Raw genomic sequence first — 14251 nt, 5'->3', positions numbered from 1 at the left:
GAATATAGAAATAAATATTTTTTGAAAAAATAGTTTAAAAAATGAGTTTACATTTTAAACAAAAAATTGTTAATAATATTTTTATATTAACTCGATAAAAATTTAAATTTTAAAAAAATATTTTTAATATTTTTTTTATTTTAATGGTTTTATTTTATTAAAAATTTCACAAAGTAAGTTAAATCTTAAGTACATAAGTCTAAATTTAGATTTTCTACATTTATTTACTAAAATTTTGAATCTTTTCAATCAAGCAAAGACATGTTCAACTTTAATTCTAATTTTAGATACAATCTTATTGTATTTTCTTTCTTGTTTAGTTAATTTTTTATTTTTAGTTCTTTTAATTGGTATTATTGTATTTTTATAAATATTTTGTATACCTTGATATCCTAAATCACCAATAATTATTGTTTTTTCTGAAAATTCAAGATTTGAATTTTTTAATATTTGAAAATCATGCACTTTACCATTATCAGCAAAAATATCAACAATTTTTTTATTAAAAAAATCATATACAATTTGAAATTTTATAGAATACATTCAACTTTTACCAGAAAAATATTCTAACTGTAGTTTTTTTTAGTTGGTCTTTCAATTTCAATCTCAGTTGAATCAATTAAATAAAATTGAAATTCATTTGAATTTTGTTGTTTTTTATCAATTTTTAATTTATATCTTTCTTTTAAAAATTGGTAATCTTTGTGGTTACTAAGTTTATTTTCTACTCAAGTAATATTTCGAAAACAACTTGATGGGCTCATTTTAGATTTAATACTCATTTGAAAAAAAGTATAATATTCTTTTCAGTATAATAAAGTCATCATTAATCTTTCTTCTACTGAAAGTTTATTTTTTCGACCTTTATTTTTTTCTAATTTTTCTATTTCAATTAATTTTTCTAACATTTCATTAAAATGAAAACGTTTTATACCAAAATATCTATAAAATTCTTCATTTTTTAATTTTTTTAAATTTTCAAAAATCATTTTTATCAACACTTTTCTAAATTTATTGTTAATAACAAAATTATAAAATAAATTTTAAAATTATTAATTGACTTTTAAAAAATTTAATTACGGAATATGTCTTTTGAACAATAATTTTTAAAAAATATTAAAAGTGTTATTAAAATAAATTTTTAAACTTAAAAAATGTGATTAATATCATAGTTTTGCAAGAAGTCTATTGTTTATTTTTCATATTACTTGTACTTAAAAATAGATATTATTAATTATGTTTGTATTTATTTTAAAATAATAATTTGATTATTTTATATATTTAAAATTCGGATATAAGTTAACTATATAGTTTTTAAATAAAATGCATTATAATTATTTTATAGGATGGGTGAAAGATATGGATAAATCATTAGATAAACAATTTTTAACTACAAGTAATCTTATTGGTCAAAAAGAGTTAAAGAAATTAAAGGAAACTCCTTTACCTTCATTATTAGATTTAAATTTAACAAGAGTTTACTTTACTAGTCTTGGTGATGGTTTTTCGCGAATATTTATTTTAACTATTCAAATTTTTTGAATTGGCTTGATTTTTTTTAATGGCATTGGTTTTGGTCAATTGGTTGCTAATCTTCCTGGTATACCATCAGCACCAGTTTTTCAAAGTGCAATATTAAAAGTAGTAGCAATGTTAGTTACTGTTTTATTTGCTTTTATAATTTTAATTATGGTTTTACCCATTTTTTTATCTAAAACTATTAGAGGTATTGGTTTAAGTTGTTTATTTTTTTTAATATTTGGTTCTATTGTTAATTTAATAATTATTGGTATTAGTTTTTTTATGTTTTCTTATAGTGACAGTCCTTATCGAATCACAGTATTGATTTTCGCGGTTATAGCACTCTTATTATGATGAATTGCTATTTTGCATTGATGATTAAATACTATTGAAAATAAAAAATATTTAATTAAAAGTATTATTAAAATGTATGAATTAAGTTTTAGATAATGGAAATTTAGGTGAATAATATATGGCTAAAAAGAAAGATAATGATGATTGAAGAAAACTAAATAATATTACTAAATACGTTACTGGTAAAGTAGAACCAGTAAAAGTAAAAAAAACTTTTCTGACAATAACTATTTCTTTAATTATGATAATTGGTTTAGCAATTAGCACTTTTTTTATTGCTCTTGCTATGCAGAGTGCTTTTAATATTGGTGATTTTAAACAAAATATTCCAGAAGAATCAATTATTGTTGATATGAATGATATTCCAATTGATAGTAGTAATAAAAATTTACGTTTGCCATTTTTTGAAGAAGAATCAAAAAAACAAGTTTTTGATTTATTAATAAAAGAATCTTGATGAGATAGTTTTTTTCCAACTAATATTACTAATTATGATTTCACTTTTTATAAACCCAATAGTAATGATGAATTAGATAAGAGTTTAATTCAAACTGATGGTGTTACTAAATTTGATTTAAAATTAAAGTTACAATCTTCATTTATTGAATTTAAAATACCAGTAATTGCATTAATTAAAAATACTGGTAAATTTTATGAAAAATTTATGATGTTTAATCAATTTGAAGGAAAATTTAGTAAACATGTTTCGGGAAAATTTCCAAATGGTAGTGATTATTTGCAAGAGCAATGAACACATGGTTATTTACCAACTAATTTTTATTATGCGGATAAAATTGATAATACTATTATTTATAAAACAATCGAAGATGAAATTAATAAATTTATTAATGATTATAAAGAAGAATTTGCTAGTGATACTCATCTTTATCCAATAATATCAACAATTCCTTTAGCAGATATTGATTTTAATGATGTAGCTACTATTAAACCATATTTCGAATTAGTTCATAATCCCGAATTAAATTATGTTGGTAATGCTGTGAATAGTTCCAAAGAATATGTTAATCTTTATTCATATTCTTCAAATTTTCCATTAAAACCTTTTTATATAACATATATTTCTAATCCAAATGTTGTTTATGATTTCATTGATTTAAAACCAACAAGTATTGAAAAGGTTATTGATTATCTTAAAGTTAATACTATTGATTTTGTTCCTTTTAGTATGGTACAAGAAGCAGTAGATAGTGATGAATCATTAATAAAATATAGTCCTCCACATGTATTATTGACTAGTGATAATAGTGGTAATCATTTTAAATATAAGGAATTGAGTTATTATTTTGGCTTTTCAAATTCAATAAATAATAGTATTGAAAATATTAATGTTAATGATTATATTAATATTGGTAATTTAGAAACTTTTTTAGAAAATAAATATTGACAAGAAATGTATCAATTTGCAAAAAATAATTCTACTTTTTTCTTATTAGATTATCCTGATTCGACGGTTGATCCAAATATTAATTGAAATCTTGTTATTAAATCACTTGCTACTTTTAAAGGATATTTTGTTAAAGCTTTAAAGGTGCAAATTAATGAGTTAAGTGCTTTTACTTTTTTAGATATTGATGGTAATAACTTATCATTAAAGGCAACTGATATTATTAAGACTAATGATATTAAAAAAATTAGATTTCATATTGGAAAAGATTTGATAAGCAGTGACTATGTTCCCAAGCCCCATAGTTTTAATTTTACTTTTAAAGTAAAGTGAATTTAAATACTTAAAAATAAGTATTGATTTTATGAAAATGGGTTAAATTTTGATAACTATAATTTAATATTCATACTAATTATATAAAATAGTTTTAATTATATAGGTTATTAATTGTAAAATTAATATAAATTTGTTATTATTCTTGTGTATAAAAAATATAAATAATATAGTAGTTTTTAACCCATTGTTTGTTGAGATAAAAGCAAATGGGTTTTTATTTTGAAAGGAAAATTATAAATGATATTGCAAAAATATAAAAAATTAAAATTAGTAACCTTATTTTTATTTATTTTAACTATTTTAATTATGGTAATTGGTTTAATGTTAATTGGTTTTTCTAATTTTGATAAAAGTTTTTTTGAACATCTTAAATTATATAAAGAAAAAAGACTTATTATAGAAATAACAATAGAAATAACAAATGGATTTAGTTTATTAAATTATATGAGTGTAAATTATATTTTAAATCATTCTGCAGAAAATATATGTTCATCAGTAGTTCATAATTATGATGGTTATTATGATTGAGTTCAATTACAAATTGGAGTTATTTTTTGTATAATTTTAACTCCAATTTTTGGATTTTTTACTATTGCATTAACTTTTTTAATTATTGGTTTAAAAGTAAAAATAAAAAATAATAATTTTTGAGATGCAATCCAAAAATGTGAAATAATTAACAGTTATTATGTTCATTAGGTATTTTGTTTTTAAAATATATTAAGTATTATTTTTAGTGAATCAACAAAATGTTTTATTTTATATAATAGACTTCTTGCAAAACCTATCTATTAAAAATTTAATTTTTAAAATAAAATTAAAAATAAAAAAGATAGGTAATCTATGATGTTTGATAAATTAAAAACTATTAACAATCCAGAATTATTAAGATTAAGTGGTATAAATGATATTATTTTTAATAAAATTCTAAAAATTTTAAAGACAGAAGAAGTAAAAAAGTTTAAAAATGGTGGTACACCTAATAAATTATCATTAGAAAATCGTTTATTAATGACTTTAGAATATTGAAGAGAGTATCGAACTTATTTTCATATTGCTAAAAGTTATGGAATTAGTGAAAGTAGTTGCTATAGGAATATCAAGTGAATAGAAAATACTTTGGTAATGTTTAGTAATCTGTGTAACTTACAAAAATAACTATGTTTAATTAATTCTAGTAAATATAATTAAATGACTAGAAAGAGTGAGTTACAGATGGCTAAAAAGCAAAATATTAATAATAATGATCCAATATCAAAAGCAGTAGATTTATTATTAGAAAATACTGAAGATTTAACAACAGTTTTTAAAGAGGGAGGATTGTATAAAGAATTAACAAAAAGATTAGTAGAAAAAATGTTGAATTCTGAGATGCAAAATTATTTGGGATATGAAAAGAATCAACATAGTAATAGTGACAATGCTCGTAATGGTATAAGTTCAAAAAAAATAATAACTCAACAAGGTAAAATTGAGATTGATGTACCACGAGATCGCAATAGTAATTTTAATCCTATAATAGTTGCAAAAAGACAAAGAAGATTTGATGGTTTTGATCAACAAGTTCTTTCTTTATATGCAAAAGGTATGACATTATCAGATATTAGAATGCAATTACAAGAGTTATATCATGGTGCTGATATTAGTGAAAGTGTTATTAGTCAAATTACTGATGATGTTATTGATGATGTAAAAGCATGGCAAAATCGACCATTAGAAAGTGTCTATCCGATTGTTTATTTTGATTGCATAGTAGTGAAAGTACGACAAGATAAAAGGATTATTAATAAATCAGTTTATATAGCTTTAGGAGTTGATTTAGAAGGTAAAAAAGATGTTTTAGGTTTATGAATTAGTGAAAATGAAGGTGCTAAATTTTGATTAGCAAATTTAACAGAAATGAAAAATCGTGGCTTAAATGATATTCTTATTGCCTGCAGTGATAATTTAACAGGCATGTCAGAAGCAATACAATCAGTTTATCTTAAAACAGAACATCAATTATGCATAGTTCATCAAATTAGAAATAGTTTGAAATATGTCTCATATAAGCATAGAAAATCTCTAGTTGCAGATTTAAAACCAATTTATACTGCATGTAGTGAAGAACAAGCAATGCAGGCTTTAGAATCCTTTGAAAATAAGTGAAATAAACAATATCCTCAAATTGCTAAATCTTGATATAAAAATTGAGATAATTTAATGGTTTTTATTAGTTATCCTACAGAAATCAAAAGAGTGATTTATACAACAAATGCTATTGAATCTGTAAATAGTCAATTACGAAAAGTTATCAGAAATAAAAAAGTTTTTCCTAATGATATGGCAGTTTTTAAAATATTTTATTTAGCAATTGAAAATATAACAAAAAAATAAACAATGCCCATTCAAAATTGAAATACAGCAATTGCTCATTTTATGATAAAATTTGAAGATAGAATTAATCTAAACTAGTACTTTGTAAAACAAAGATACACAAGACATATTCCGTAATTAAATTTTTTAAAAGTCAATTAATAATTTTAAAATTTATTTTATAATTTTGTTATTAACAATAAATTTAGAAAAGTGTTGATAAAAATGATTTTTGAAAATTTAAAAAAATTAAAAAATGAAGAATTTTATAGATATTTTGGTATAAAACGTTTTCATTTTAATGAAATGTTAGAAAAATTAATTGAAATAGAAAAATTAGAAAAAAATAAAGGTCGAAAAAATAAACTTTCAGTAGAAGAAAGATTAATGATGACTTTATTATACTGAAAAGAATATTATACTTTTTTTCAAATGAGTATTAAATCTAAAATGAGCCCATCAAGTTGTTTTCGAAATATTACTTGAGTAGAAAATAAACTTAGTAACCACAAAGATTACCAATTTTTAAAAGAAAGATATAAATTAAAAATTGATAAAAAACAAGAAAATTCAAATGAATTTCAATTTTATTTAATTGATTCAACTGAGATTGAAATTGAAAGACCAACTAAAAAAAACTACAGTTAGAATATTTTTCTGGTAAAAGTTGAATGTATTCTATAAAATTTCAAATTGTATATGATTTTTTTAATAAAAAAATTGTTGATATTTTTGCTGATAATGGTAAAGTGCATGATTTTCAAATATTAAAAAATTCAAATCTTGAATTTTCAGAAAAAACAATAATTATTGGTGATTTAGGATATCAAGGTATACAAAATATTTATAAAAATACAATAATACCAATTAAAAGAACTAAAAATAAAAAATTAACTAAACAAGAAAGAAAATACAATAAGATTGTATCTAAAATTAGAATTAAAGTTGAACATGTCTTTGCTTGATTGAAAAGATTCAAAATGGATGGGTTACAATTTATTGGACACTAATTACGTAGACAAGTAAACAAATTTGTTAAAAGAAAGGAACTATAATTATGGCCAATATTAACTCATATACCGATGAATTTAAAAAACAAATAGTAGCTTTATATCAAAGTGGCAAATCAGTATCTTGCCTTGCTAAAGAATATAATGTTACAAGAGCAGCTACTTACAATTGAATTAAGCAATTTAGTAATTCAGGAAGTTTTAAAACTAAAGATAATCGTTCTTTTGAAGAAAATGAATTAATTAAATTAAGAAAAGAATTAAAGCAATTACGAATGGAAAATGATATTTTAAAGCAAGCAGCACTAATAATAGGCAGAAAATAGAAATTATTGTCAAAAATAAAGCTAAATATAAAATTCGCACAATGTGTCGTTTTTTAAAAATATCTAAATCAACATATTATTTTAATTTAAAGAAAAAAGAAAATAAAATCAAAAATAATATTTATGATGAAGCTGTTATTAGTGCTTTTAAAGAAAATAAAGAAGTTTATGGTACTAGAAGATTAAAAAAAATTCTAGAAAACCAAGAAATTTATTTATCGCGCAGAAAAATTAAAAAAATTATGAATGAACATAATTTAATATCAAAATATACTAAATTATCATTCAAAAATCATAATAACAAAGTTAACGATAGTCAAATAACTAATCTTGTTAATAGAAAATTTAAGAATAGGATTAAAAATGAAGTTATTGTTAGTGATTTAACTTATGTACAAGTTAATGGTAGGTGAAACTATATTTGCCTATTAATAGACCTATTTAACCGCGAAATTATCGGACATAGTGTTGGAGTTAAAAAAGATGCATCATTAGTACATCAAGCATTTATGCAATCAAATCGCTGTTTAAAAGATATTCAAATATTTCATAGTGATCGCGGTAATGAATTTAACAATAAAATTATTGATAAACTTTTACTAGCATTCAACATTAACCGTTCTTTAAGTAAAAAAGGTTGTCCTTATGATAATGCTGTTGCTGAAGCAACTTTTAAAACTTTTAAAACCGAATTTATTAATGATAAAAATTTTACATCATTAATCCAATTAAAATTAGAATTATTTGATTACATCAATTGATATAACAATATAAGAATTCACAGCACTTTAAACTACTTAACTCCAGTTAAATATCAACAACAAATGTTTACCAAAAAATAGTCCTAAAAAGTGTTGCCATTCCAATTCTTTTATTCTTAAACTTTAAAACTTGTGCTGGTGTAAAGGCTGCAAGTTGTTTTTTAGTAAATCATGAATTCTGCTCTTTAGTAAATCATGAAACTTGTTGTAAAGTAAATACTTGAATTTGTTCTTTTGTGAAATGTGGTATTTGTTCTTCTGTAAATGCTTGAATTTGTTTTTTATTAAACATTTTAATGTGTTTTTTCGTTAATAATTGTAATTGGACGGTTGTCAAATTTACGAAATAATTAATTATCATATTAGTAACTTATTTCCAAAATTACCATTTAAAAATGATGATAGACAAATTAAATTCTCTTTTACCCTTAAATTTAATATTCGACGTATTTTAAAAAATATACATTTAAAAGATAAAATAAAAATTATTAACAAGGAAAAAGACAAGATTATTTCTTGTCTTTTTTTGTAATTGTAAAATTTTAAAATTTTTAAGAACCCTCTTTAACGCTATTATCAACACGTGTTAGGGAACTAAAAAAGTGAACTACAACACAGTTGTTAAAAATAGTAGCTAGAGCATGTGGACTTGCATGGATAAATAAAAAGTGGAGTGATACCTAATAAAATATACTAACCATTTAATGGTAATTCTTGGGGTGGGAGCGAATTGGAAAGTAGTATATATAGACCTGTTGTAGGGACCTATTGTATTAATTCTATTTTTTATTTAATCAACCTTGCCACTCCCCAGTGAGCAAGTGTTGATTTTATTTTTTATTTTTTTTTGAAAATTTTTTTGGGCGAGAAAATAAATTTCAAACTTGTAAAAAAATTGAGCGAGGCCGGTTCAATTAAAATATTAATTTGTTTAACACAAATTAAATAAATATTGAATCGAATGCCTCAATGTTTTTTAAAATTTCACAATTTATTTTTGAGCCCAGTTTTCATGGAATGAATAAAACGAATAGTAGTAGTATTAATAATCTAAAAATCAAAATATATGTTCTGTTGCTTCTAGCATAAAGAACATATTAGGAAAGGATTATTATGAAAATAGAATTTAAAAAAGAACAAATTATTAAAGATAAACCACAATCTATTCTTATTGATTATGTTGAATATAAATTATCGCTTCCAAAATGAATGATTAAAAATAATTCTTTTATTGTTGATAACAGTTACACATATTGAGTTTTTAATTTAGACAATATTAAAAGAGAATTAAGTGGTAATGAATTAATAAAATTATTAGAACCATATATTAAAGACCAAAAAATAACTGTTAATAAACCAACTGCTCCAAAAGAATATTATCTTAATGATATAAAACTTGAACCATTAACATTTTATGAACAGCATAATAGTTGATTTATGGGTGAAATAACAGATAACAAAACTAAAATTACTAATCCTTGTTTTAAATATAACATTACGTGAGAAGAAAACAGAAAAGGTTTTAAAATAAATAATCAATATAAACATGATGATTTACCAATTAATTATATAGTTACTTTGTATAAGGAAATTTCAACTCATAATGAAAAAGTATTTTTGTTGAACATGTAAACAAAATAAATTAGATTATTTATTCTTTAATACTAATGATATTAAAACAAGAAAATATTTTTTAAGAGATAAAAATAGTAAAGCAATTTGTTATGACTGTATTTTAAATGTTAGGTTAAGTAGGAGGTATAAATATGAATAAACAAAAACCATTTTCTTATAAAGACCAAGAAATTATTAATGAATATAATAAAAAACGTAATCAAGAAATAACAAAAGAACATTTAAATAATATAGAAAAATTAAGAAAAGATTTTAAAAAAGAAGTTATTAATGAATATAAGAAAAATTTAATTTGTTCATTAAATATATTTTTAGGTCATTATATAGAACAATACAAAAAAGAAAAAGAAACATTTTATCGAAATCAATTAAAAGGTTCAATTGATACTATTCAATTCTTAATTAATAAAATACAATCCAAAGAATTTGATTAATAATGCAATATGACTTAATTATTGGTATTGACCCAGCAGGAATAGGTAGTAATGGAATTGTTATATATTCAAATGAAACTAATAATATTGTTTTTAATGAAACATTCAATACATTAACTGTTTTATGGACTAAAAATATGTATAAAGAAAAATTTCAATTAATTAAAGAAAAATTTATTGATAAAAAAATATTAGTTATTGTAGAAAATTTCTTTTTAAGTTCAAAACAATTATTAACTAATCCATTAGCAACTCCTAAAATTATTGGTTCATTAATGGTATTAGTACAAGATGTTTTCAACTGAGATTATCTAGAAAACCACCCAAAAAATAAAAATAAAATAACAAATTATAAAGGAAATATAAAATTAACAAAACATGAACAAGATGCTTATAAGCATATTCAATATTATTTAAAAAATCATAAGAAAATATTGATTTTTGATAATTATTTAAGGAAATTATAAAAATGAAAGATAAAGCAAATTATGTGAAATTAACAGTAAAACTTAGTAACACTATTGAAGCAAAATATTACGAAAAAGGTAATAAGGAATTATATTATAGTGTTCGTGGTCAATGAAATGGATTAAATTATGTTACTTTAATTTTTAATAACCCAAAACTTTATAGACGCTGTATTTTATTAAACAAAAACGATGAAATTATTGTAACTGGTCAAATCTTTAACACTTTAAACATTCCTAAAAATCGTGCATTTTGTTCAATCAATGTTAAATGATTTAAAAAATGAAAAGAGTAAAAAATGATATTATGAAAAATTTTATTAATAGCACCAATATTAATAACCAGTATAACACTAATAATAATTTTAATATTTATTATTAAAGAATTAAAAAATGAATATAAAGTATTGAAAATATTAAGTGAAATTGCTAATCAAATTAAAAATAAGGAGAATAATTAATGATAATATTACCTACTTTGTTTGAAAATAAAGATGAAATTGAAGTATTATCACCATTTCCAAAAGCAATTCATACAAGTAATGATATTAGAGCAATTATTTTAAGACAATACCCAAATGTTAAATCAAAACACATAATTGTTTCTGACCCCGAAAGTAATGTTGCATTAATAGTTGGTGATAATGATGTTTATCAAGGTTGAATTAAAGTAACAGTTAAAAAATTAGAAATTAAAGGAGATTAAACAAATGCAAAAGGAAAAAATTAAAATTAGAAATTATGAATTTGAATTAAATTCTTATGTAGTAGATTCCTTATTAGATGTTATAAGAGAACTGATAAAAACAAATAAAGGAGAATAAAATGCCAAACGAAAATACACAATCAAAATATACTTTAACCAAATTAATTAGAACTGGTATAAGTCCTATTTGTGCAATGATTGGTACAAGTGCTTATTATGGTCAAGTAATAGATAATTCAATATTGGGTTCAATTAATAGTTTATTATTTGGTAAAAAATTAGGTTTAGATATATGAAATTTAAATCAAAGACCAAATACTAAAACTAAATTAATTAATAGTAGTAAAAAAATATTATTAGGTTTAGGAACAATTGGTTTAGCAAATTATAGTAAATGAAGTGAAAATAATATTACTCCAATTATTCCAACACCACCAACTCCAATAACAACTACAACTACAACTGAGGGTCCTCCGTGATTACTATTAGATAAACAAGAACATCAGTCATTAATGGATTGAGATACATATATTAGTTTAAATGCTTATGGTATTTCAAATTTTATTAGTGGATTAACTGAGTTAATACCTAATAGATTTGAAAATATAAAAAAGATTTGTAATATGGCAACTGGTGGATGTTTGATTAGTAGTGGTGTTGCTATGGGTATTAATAATGATTTTAATAATGCTTATGCAATACCTACCATAGTTGCTGGTGCAAGTGAAATTATTCATAATTTACTTCCAATAGAAACAAATCATAGTAGAGAAATGCAAGAAACAGCATTTAATAATGAAACTTCAAGATTAATTAATGATAATAGATTCACAATTAATAGTGAAACAACTAGTCAATATGGTAGTGATAATATGAGTGAAGTACCATTAAATCACGATAATGCTTCATTAAATTGAGATTATAATCACATGAGTTTATAAAGGAGGTGAATAATTTATGAATAAAGAAAAAATACTTGAATATTATAATAATGAAATTCAGACATATAAAGAAAGATTGGAACAATTAAATAAAGAAATATCTGTATTAGTAGAAATTATAAGTAATTCACAATCAATGATTGAAAGAATTAATGGTGGTCAATTTGATGAATAATTAAAAATTAAAAATAAATAATTGAAAGGAAAATATTCAAATGAAAGAATTTTTACATGAATTAATAATTATTGGAACAAGTGTTGGAACATTAATTTGCAGAGAAATTATTTTTTTATTAAAAAGATTTATCACAACTCCAAAACATGTTAGAGCAAATAACAAAATTATCAAACATCAAAAAAAATTAGCAAAGTTAAATGAAAAGATTAATAAAGAAAATAAATAATAAAGTGGTGATGTAAATGTTAGAAAATGAAAATAATGTTCAACAAACAACTGAACCTTTAACTGAAAACAATGCTTCTTCACAAGAAATAGAAAATAAAGTTAATGAAGCAGAAAATAAGTTAAATAAACTTAATTTAGAAATTAAAGAAAAAGAAATTATTAATATATTTAAAAAATATCAAGTTAAAACTGAATTTTATGATTATTTAAAATTTAAAACTAATAATTTAGAAAATTCAAAAATTGAAGAAACTATTAAAAAAATGATTAAAGAACAACCAGTATTTAAAGAAATAATTAATACAGGTGGCAAACCACAAACAATAATAACAAATCAACCAAATTCAATAAAAAGTACATTATTGGATTATAAAAAGAAAAATAATTTATAACAGAAAGGAAATAAAAAAAATGTCAGTACCATTCAATCAAAATTTAGATAATACCGAAAAATTAGTAGAGGCACCTGAGTTTATAGAATTTTATAAACAATCAAATTCACCATGAGCAAGTTTTTTTCCTATTGAAATGGTTAATTCTACAAAAATTGAATTTATAGTTAAAAAACCAAAAAATTCAGAAATTAAAGTACTAAAATGAAATGATAAAAGCAAAGGATTAGATGTTAGTTACGCTGAAACTATTAAAATTTTAAAAGAAATTAAACAAGAAGCAGTTGCAGGTGAAATAATTGCTAATGTTGATTTAAATGCAGAAAATGGACAAAATTTGTTAAACACAATGCAATATGAAGTTGCTAATGATTTAGCAGATTATTTAGCAAATAATGATACAAATGTAATTACAAAATATGCAACTAAATTAGATATTACTGATAAAACACCAGTAGGATATTTAAAATCAATGCTATCTGCTTGAAATACTTTATTTCAATTAAGAAATAGTAATAATTGTCAATTTTTTATTACTAATAATTTATATGATAGTTTAGTTTATTTAGCAGATAATAAAGGTTTAATTACTGATAACCAAATAGCACAACAATTAAGATTAAATGGAACAAATTTATATATCAAAGGTGTACTATGTCAAATTGTAATGGATGATTATATGACTTTTACTGATAATAATGAAACTAAAATTATGTCTTTTGTTTTAGCAACACCAAGAGCAATGAAAAGATATATGTTACAAAATACAGTTGTATATGTTCAAGATATTAATGATGGTAAAGTTGGAAGAAGATATTTAGTTGGGGGAGAAGTAACTGGTGAAGCAATACCCTATATAACAGATGAAGAAACAACTTCACGCTGAATGTTATGTGGAATTATTAATAGTGATAAAACTGATTTAAAAACTAAAATTACAATTTTAACAACTGATATTACTGCAAATGTTAATAACAATAATAGTGAATTAAATACACAAATAAAAAGTACTAATGAACTTAAATCATTAAATCCTAATTTAACAAATCCAACTATTAAATATTTTAGTGATGCACAAGGCAAAACTAATGTAAGTAATCAAAAACAAAAAGCAGGTGATTTATATATAACTATTATTGCAAATGTTAATGACTTAAATTATAAAGGAACAACAAATCCAATTAAAATAACTCTTAAATAAA

At 21.8% G+C, this 14251-nt stretch carries 21 protein-coding genes and 1 pseudogene; 19 read left to right on the top strand and 3 right to left on the bottom strand.

Annotated features, from left to right (window positions below; genetic code table 4):
- Nucleotides 1-135: 135 nt before the first annotated feature.
- Both AACL24_RS12630 and AACL24_RS12625 read right to left on the bottom strand, forming a co-directional pair.
- A complete protein-coding gene (locus AACL24_RS12630; RefSeq protein WP_339045908.1) occupies nucleotides 136-543 on the bottom strand; it encodes a transposase family protein in 408 nt (135 codons plus the stop codon).
- A gap of 23 nt (nucleotides 544-566) precedes the next feature.
- A complete protein-coding gene (locus AACL24_RS12625; RefSeq protein WP_339047134.1) occupies nucleotides 567-989 on the bottom strand; it encodes a transposase family protein in 423 nt (140 codons plus the stop codon).
- A gap of 370 nt (nucleotides 990-1359) precedes the next feature.
- On the opposite strand from AACL24_RS12625, the gene AACL24_RS12620 reads away from it, so the two are divergent.
- The 8 genes and pseudogenes from AACL24_RS12620 (at nucleotide 1360) to AACL24_RS12585 (ending at nucleotide 8149) form a co-directional block, all read left to right on the top strand.
- Nucleotides 1360-1971 (top strand): hypothetical protein, encoded by a 612-nt coding sequence (locus AACL24_RS12620; RefSeq protein ID WP_339047132.1) that lies wholly within the window; start codon nucleotides 1360-1362, stop codon nucleotides 1969-1971.
- Nucleotides 1972-1993: 22 nt separating this feature from the next.
- Nucleotides 1994-3619 (top strand): hypothetical protein, encoded by a 1626-nt coding sequence (locus AACL24_RS12615; protein WP_339047130.1) that lies wholly within the window; start codon nucleotides 1994-1996, stop codon nucleotides 3617-3619.
- Nucleotides 3620-3853: 234 nt separating this feature from the next.
- Nucleotides 3854-4315: a hypothetical protein gene (locus tag AACL24_RS12610; protein ID WP_252319173.1), complete on the top strand. Its 462-nt coding sequence runs from the start codon at nucleotides 3854-3856 to the stop codon at nucleotides 4313-4315.
- Nucleotides 4316-4459: 144 nt separating this feature from the next.
- Nucleotides 4460-4774 carry a helix-turn-helix domain-containing protein gene (locus AACL24_RS12605; RefSeq protein ID WP_422398054.1) on the top strand — a complete coding sequence of 105 codons (315 nt, stop codon included), beginning with the start codon at nucleotides 4460-4462 and terminating at the stop codon, nucleotides 4772-4774.
- A 57-nt stretch (nucleotides 4775-4831) separates the two neighbouring features.
- Nucleotides 4832-6070 (top strand): annotated as a pseudogene (locus AACL24_RS12600) (IS256 family transposase).
- Nucleotides 6071-6196: 126 nt separating this feature from the next.
- Nucleotides 6197-6619, top strand: a complete 423-nt coding sequence (locus tag AACL24_RS12595) for a transposase family protein (protein ID WP_339045912.1) — start codon at nucleotides 6197-6199, stop codon at nucleotides 6617-6619.
- A gap of 23 nt (nucleotides 6620-6642) precedes the next feature.
- Complete coding sequence (locus AACL24_RS12590; protein ID WP_339047127.1) at nucleotides 6643-6981, top strand: transposase family protein; 339 nt, start codon at nucleotides 6643-6645, stop codon at nucleotides 6979-6981.
- 47 nt (nucleotides 6982-7028) lie between these two features.
- Nucleotides 7029-8149, top strand: a protein-coding gene (locus AACL24_RS12585) for an IS3 family transposase (RefSeq protein WP_339046622.1) whose coding sequence is annotated in 2 segments (ribosomal slippage) — nucleotides 7029-7272 and nucleotides 7272-8149 — 1122 coding nt in all. Because the reading frame shifts where the segments join, the coding sequence is not laid out codon by codon here.
- On the opposite strand, the gene AACL24_RS12580 is transcribed toward AACL24_RS12585, so the two are convergent.
- Nucleotides 8136-8405, bottom strand: coding sequence for a hypothetical protein (locus AACL24_RS12580; RefSeq protein WP_339047125.1), 270 nt, complete (start codon nucleotides 8403-8405; stop codon nucleotides 8136-8138). The genes AACL24_RS12585 and AACL24_RS12580 overlap by 14 nt on opposite strands.
- Nucleotides 8406-9181: 776 nt before the next feature.
- On the opposite strand from AACL24_RS12580, the gene AACL24_RS12575 reads away from it, so the two are divergent.
- From AACL24_RS12575 to AACL24_RS12525, 11 genes are all read left to right on the top strand, one after another.
- Nucleotides 9182-9700 carry a hypothetical protein gene (locus tag AACL24_RS12575; protein WP_339047123.1) on the top strand — a complete coding sequence of 173 codons (519 nt, stop codon included), beginning with the start codon at nucleotides 9182-9184 and terminating at the stop codon, nucleotides 9698-9700.
- Between the two features lie 134 nt (nucleotides 9701-9834).
- Nucleotides 9835-10137: a hypothetical protein gene (locus AACL24_RS12570; protein ID WP_339047121.1), complete on the top strand. Its 303-nt coding sequence runs from the start codon at nucleotides 9835-9837 to the stop codon at nucleotides 10135-10137.
- Between the two features lie 2 nt (nucleotides 10138-10139).
- Nucleotides 10140-10604: a hypothetical protein gene (locus AACL24_RS12565; protein WP_339047119.1), complete on the top strand. Its 465-nt coding sequence runs from the start codon at nucleotides 10140-10142 to the stop codon at nucleotides 10602-10604.
- Between the two features lie 2 nt (nucleotides 10605-10606).
- Nucleotides 10607-10900 carry a hypothetical protein gene (locus AACL24_RS12560; protein WP_338961240.1) on the top strand — a complete coding sequence of 98 codons (294 nt, stop codon included), beginning with the start codon at nucleotides 10607-10609 and terminating at the stop codon, nucleotides 10898-10900.
- 3 nt (nucleotides 10901-10903) lie between these two features.
- Entirely contained in the window at nucleotides 10904-11065 is a 162-nt protein-coding gene (locus AACL24_RS12555; protein ID WP_174480256.1) for a hypothetical protein, read from the top strand.
- Nucleotides 11065-11310, top strand: a complete 246-nt coding sequence (locus AACL24_RS12550; RefSeq protein ID WP_339047117.1) for a hypothetical protein — start codon at nucleotides 11065-11067, stop codon at nucleotides 11308-11310. Before AACL24_RS12555 ends, AACL24_RS12550 begins: the two co-directional genes overlap by 1 nt.
- Before the next feature lie 119 nt (nucleotides 11311-11429).
- A complete protein-coding gene (locus AACL24_RS12545; protein ID WP_339047115.1) occupies nucleotides 11430-12251 on the top strand; it encodes a hypothetical protein in 822 nt (273 codons plus the stop codon).
- 16 nt (nucleotides 12252-12267) lie between these two features.
- The gene (locus AACL24_RS12540) at nucleotides 12268-12426 is read left to right on the top strand and encodes a hypothetical protein (RefSeq protein ID WP_339047113.1); all 159 of its coding nucleotides are present in this window, start codon (nucleotides 12268-12270) and stop codon (nucleotides 12424-12426) included.
- A 40-nt stretch (nucleotides 12427-12466) separates the two neighbouring features.
- Nucleotides 12467-12655 carry a hypothetical protein gene (locus AACL24_RS12535; protein WP_339047111.1) on the top strand — a complete coding sequence of 63 codons (189 nt, stop codon included), beginning with the start codon at nucleotides 12467-12469 and terminating at the stop codon, nucleotides 12653-12655.
- A gap of 16 nt (nucleotides 12656-12671) precedes the next feature.
- Entirely contained in the window at nucleotides 12672-13049 is a 378-nt protein-coding gene (locus AACL24_RS12530) for a hypothetical protein (protein ID WP_339047109.1), read from the top strand.
- Between the two features lie 19 nt (nucleotides 13050-13068).
- Nucleotides 13069-14250, top strand: a complete 1182-nt coding sequence (locus tag AACL24_RS12525; protein WP_339047107.1) for a hypothetical protein — start codon at nucleotides 13069-13071, stop codon at nucleotides 14248-14250.
- Nucleotide 14251 lies beyond the last annotated feature (1 nt).

Source organism: Spiroplasma endosymbiont of Colias croceus (assembly GCF_964020095.1).
In the GTDB taxonomy this organism is placed as follows: Bacteria; Bacillota_I; Bacilli_A; order Mycoplasmatales; family VBWQ01; genus Spiroplasma_E.
The sequence above is the reverse complement of the archived record's forward strand: the minus strand, read 5'-3'. Positions and strand labels throughout refer to the sequence as shown.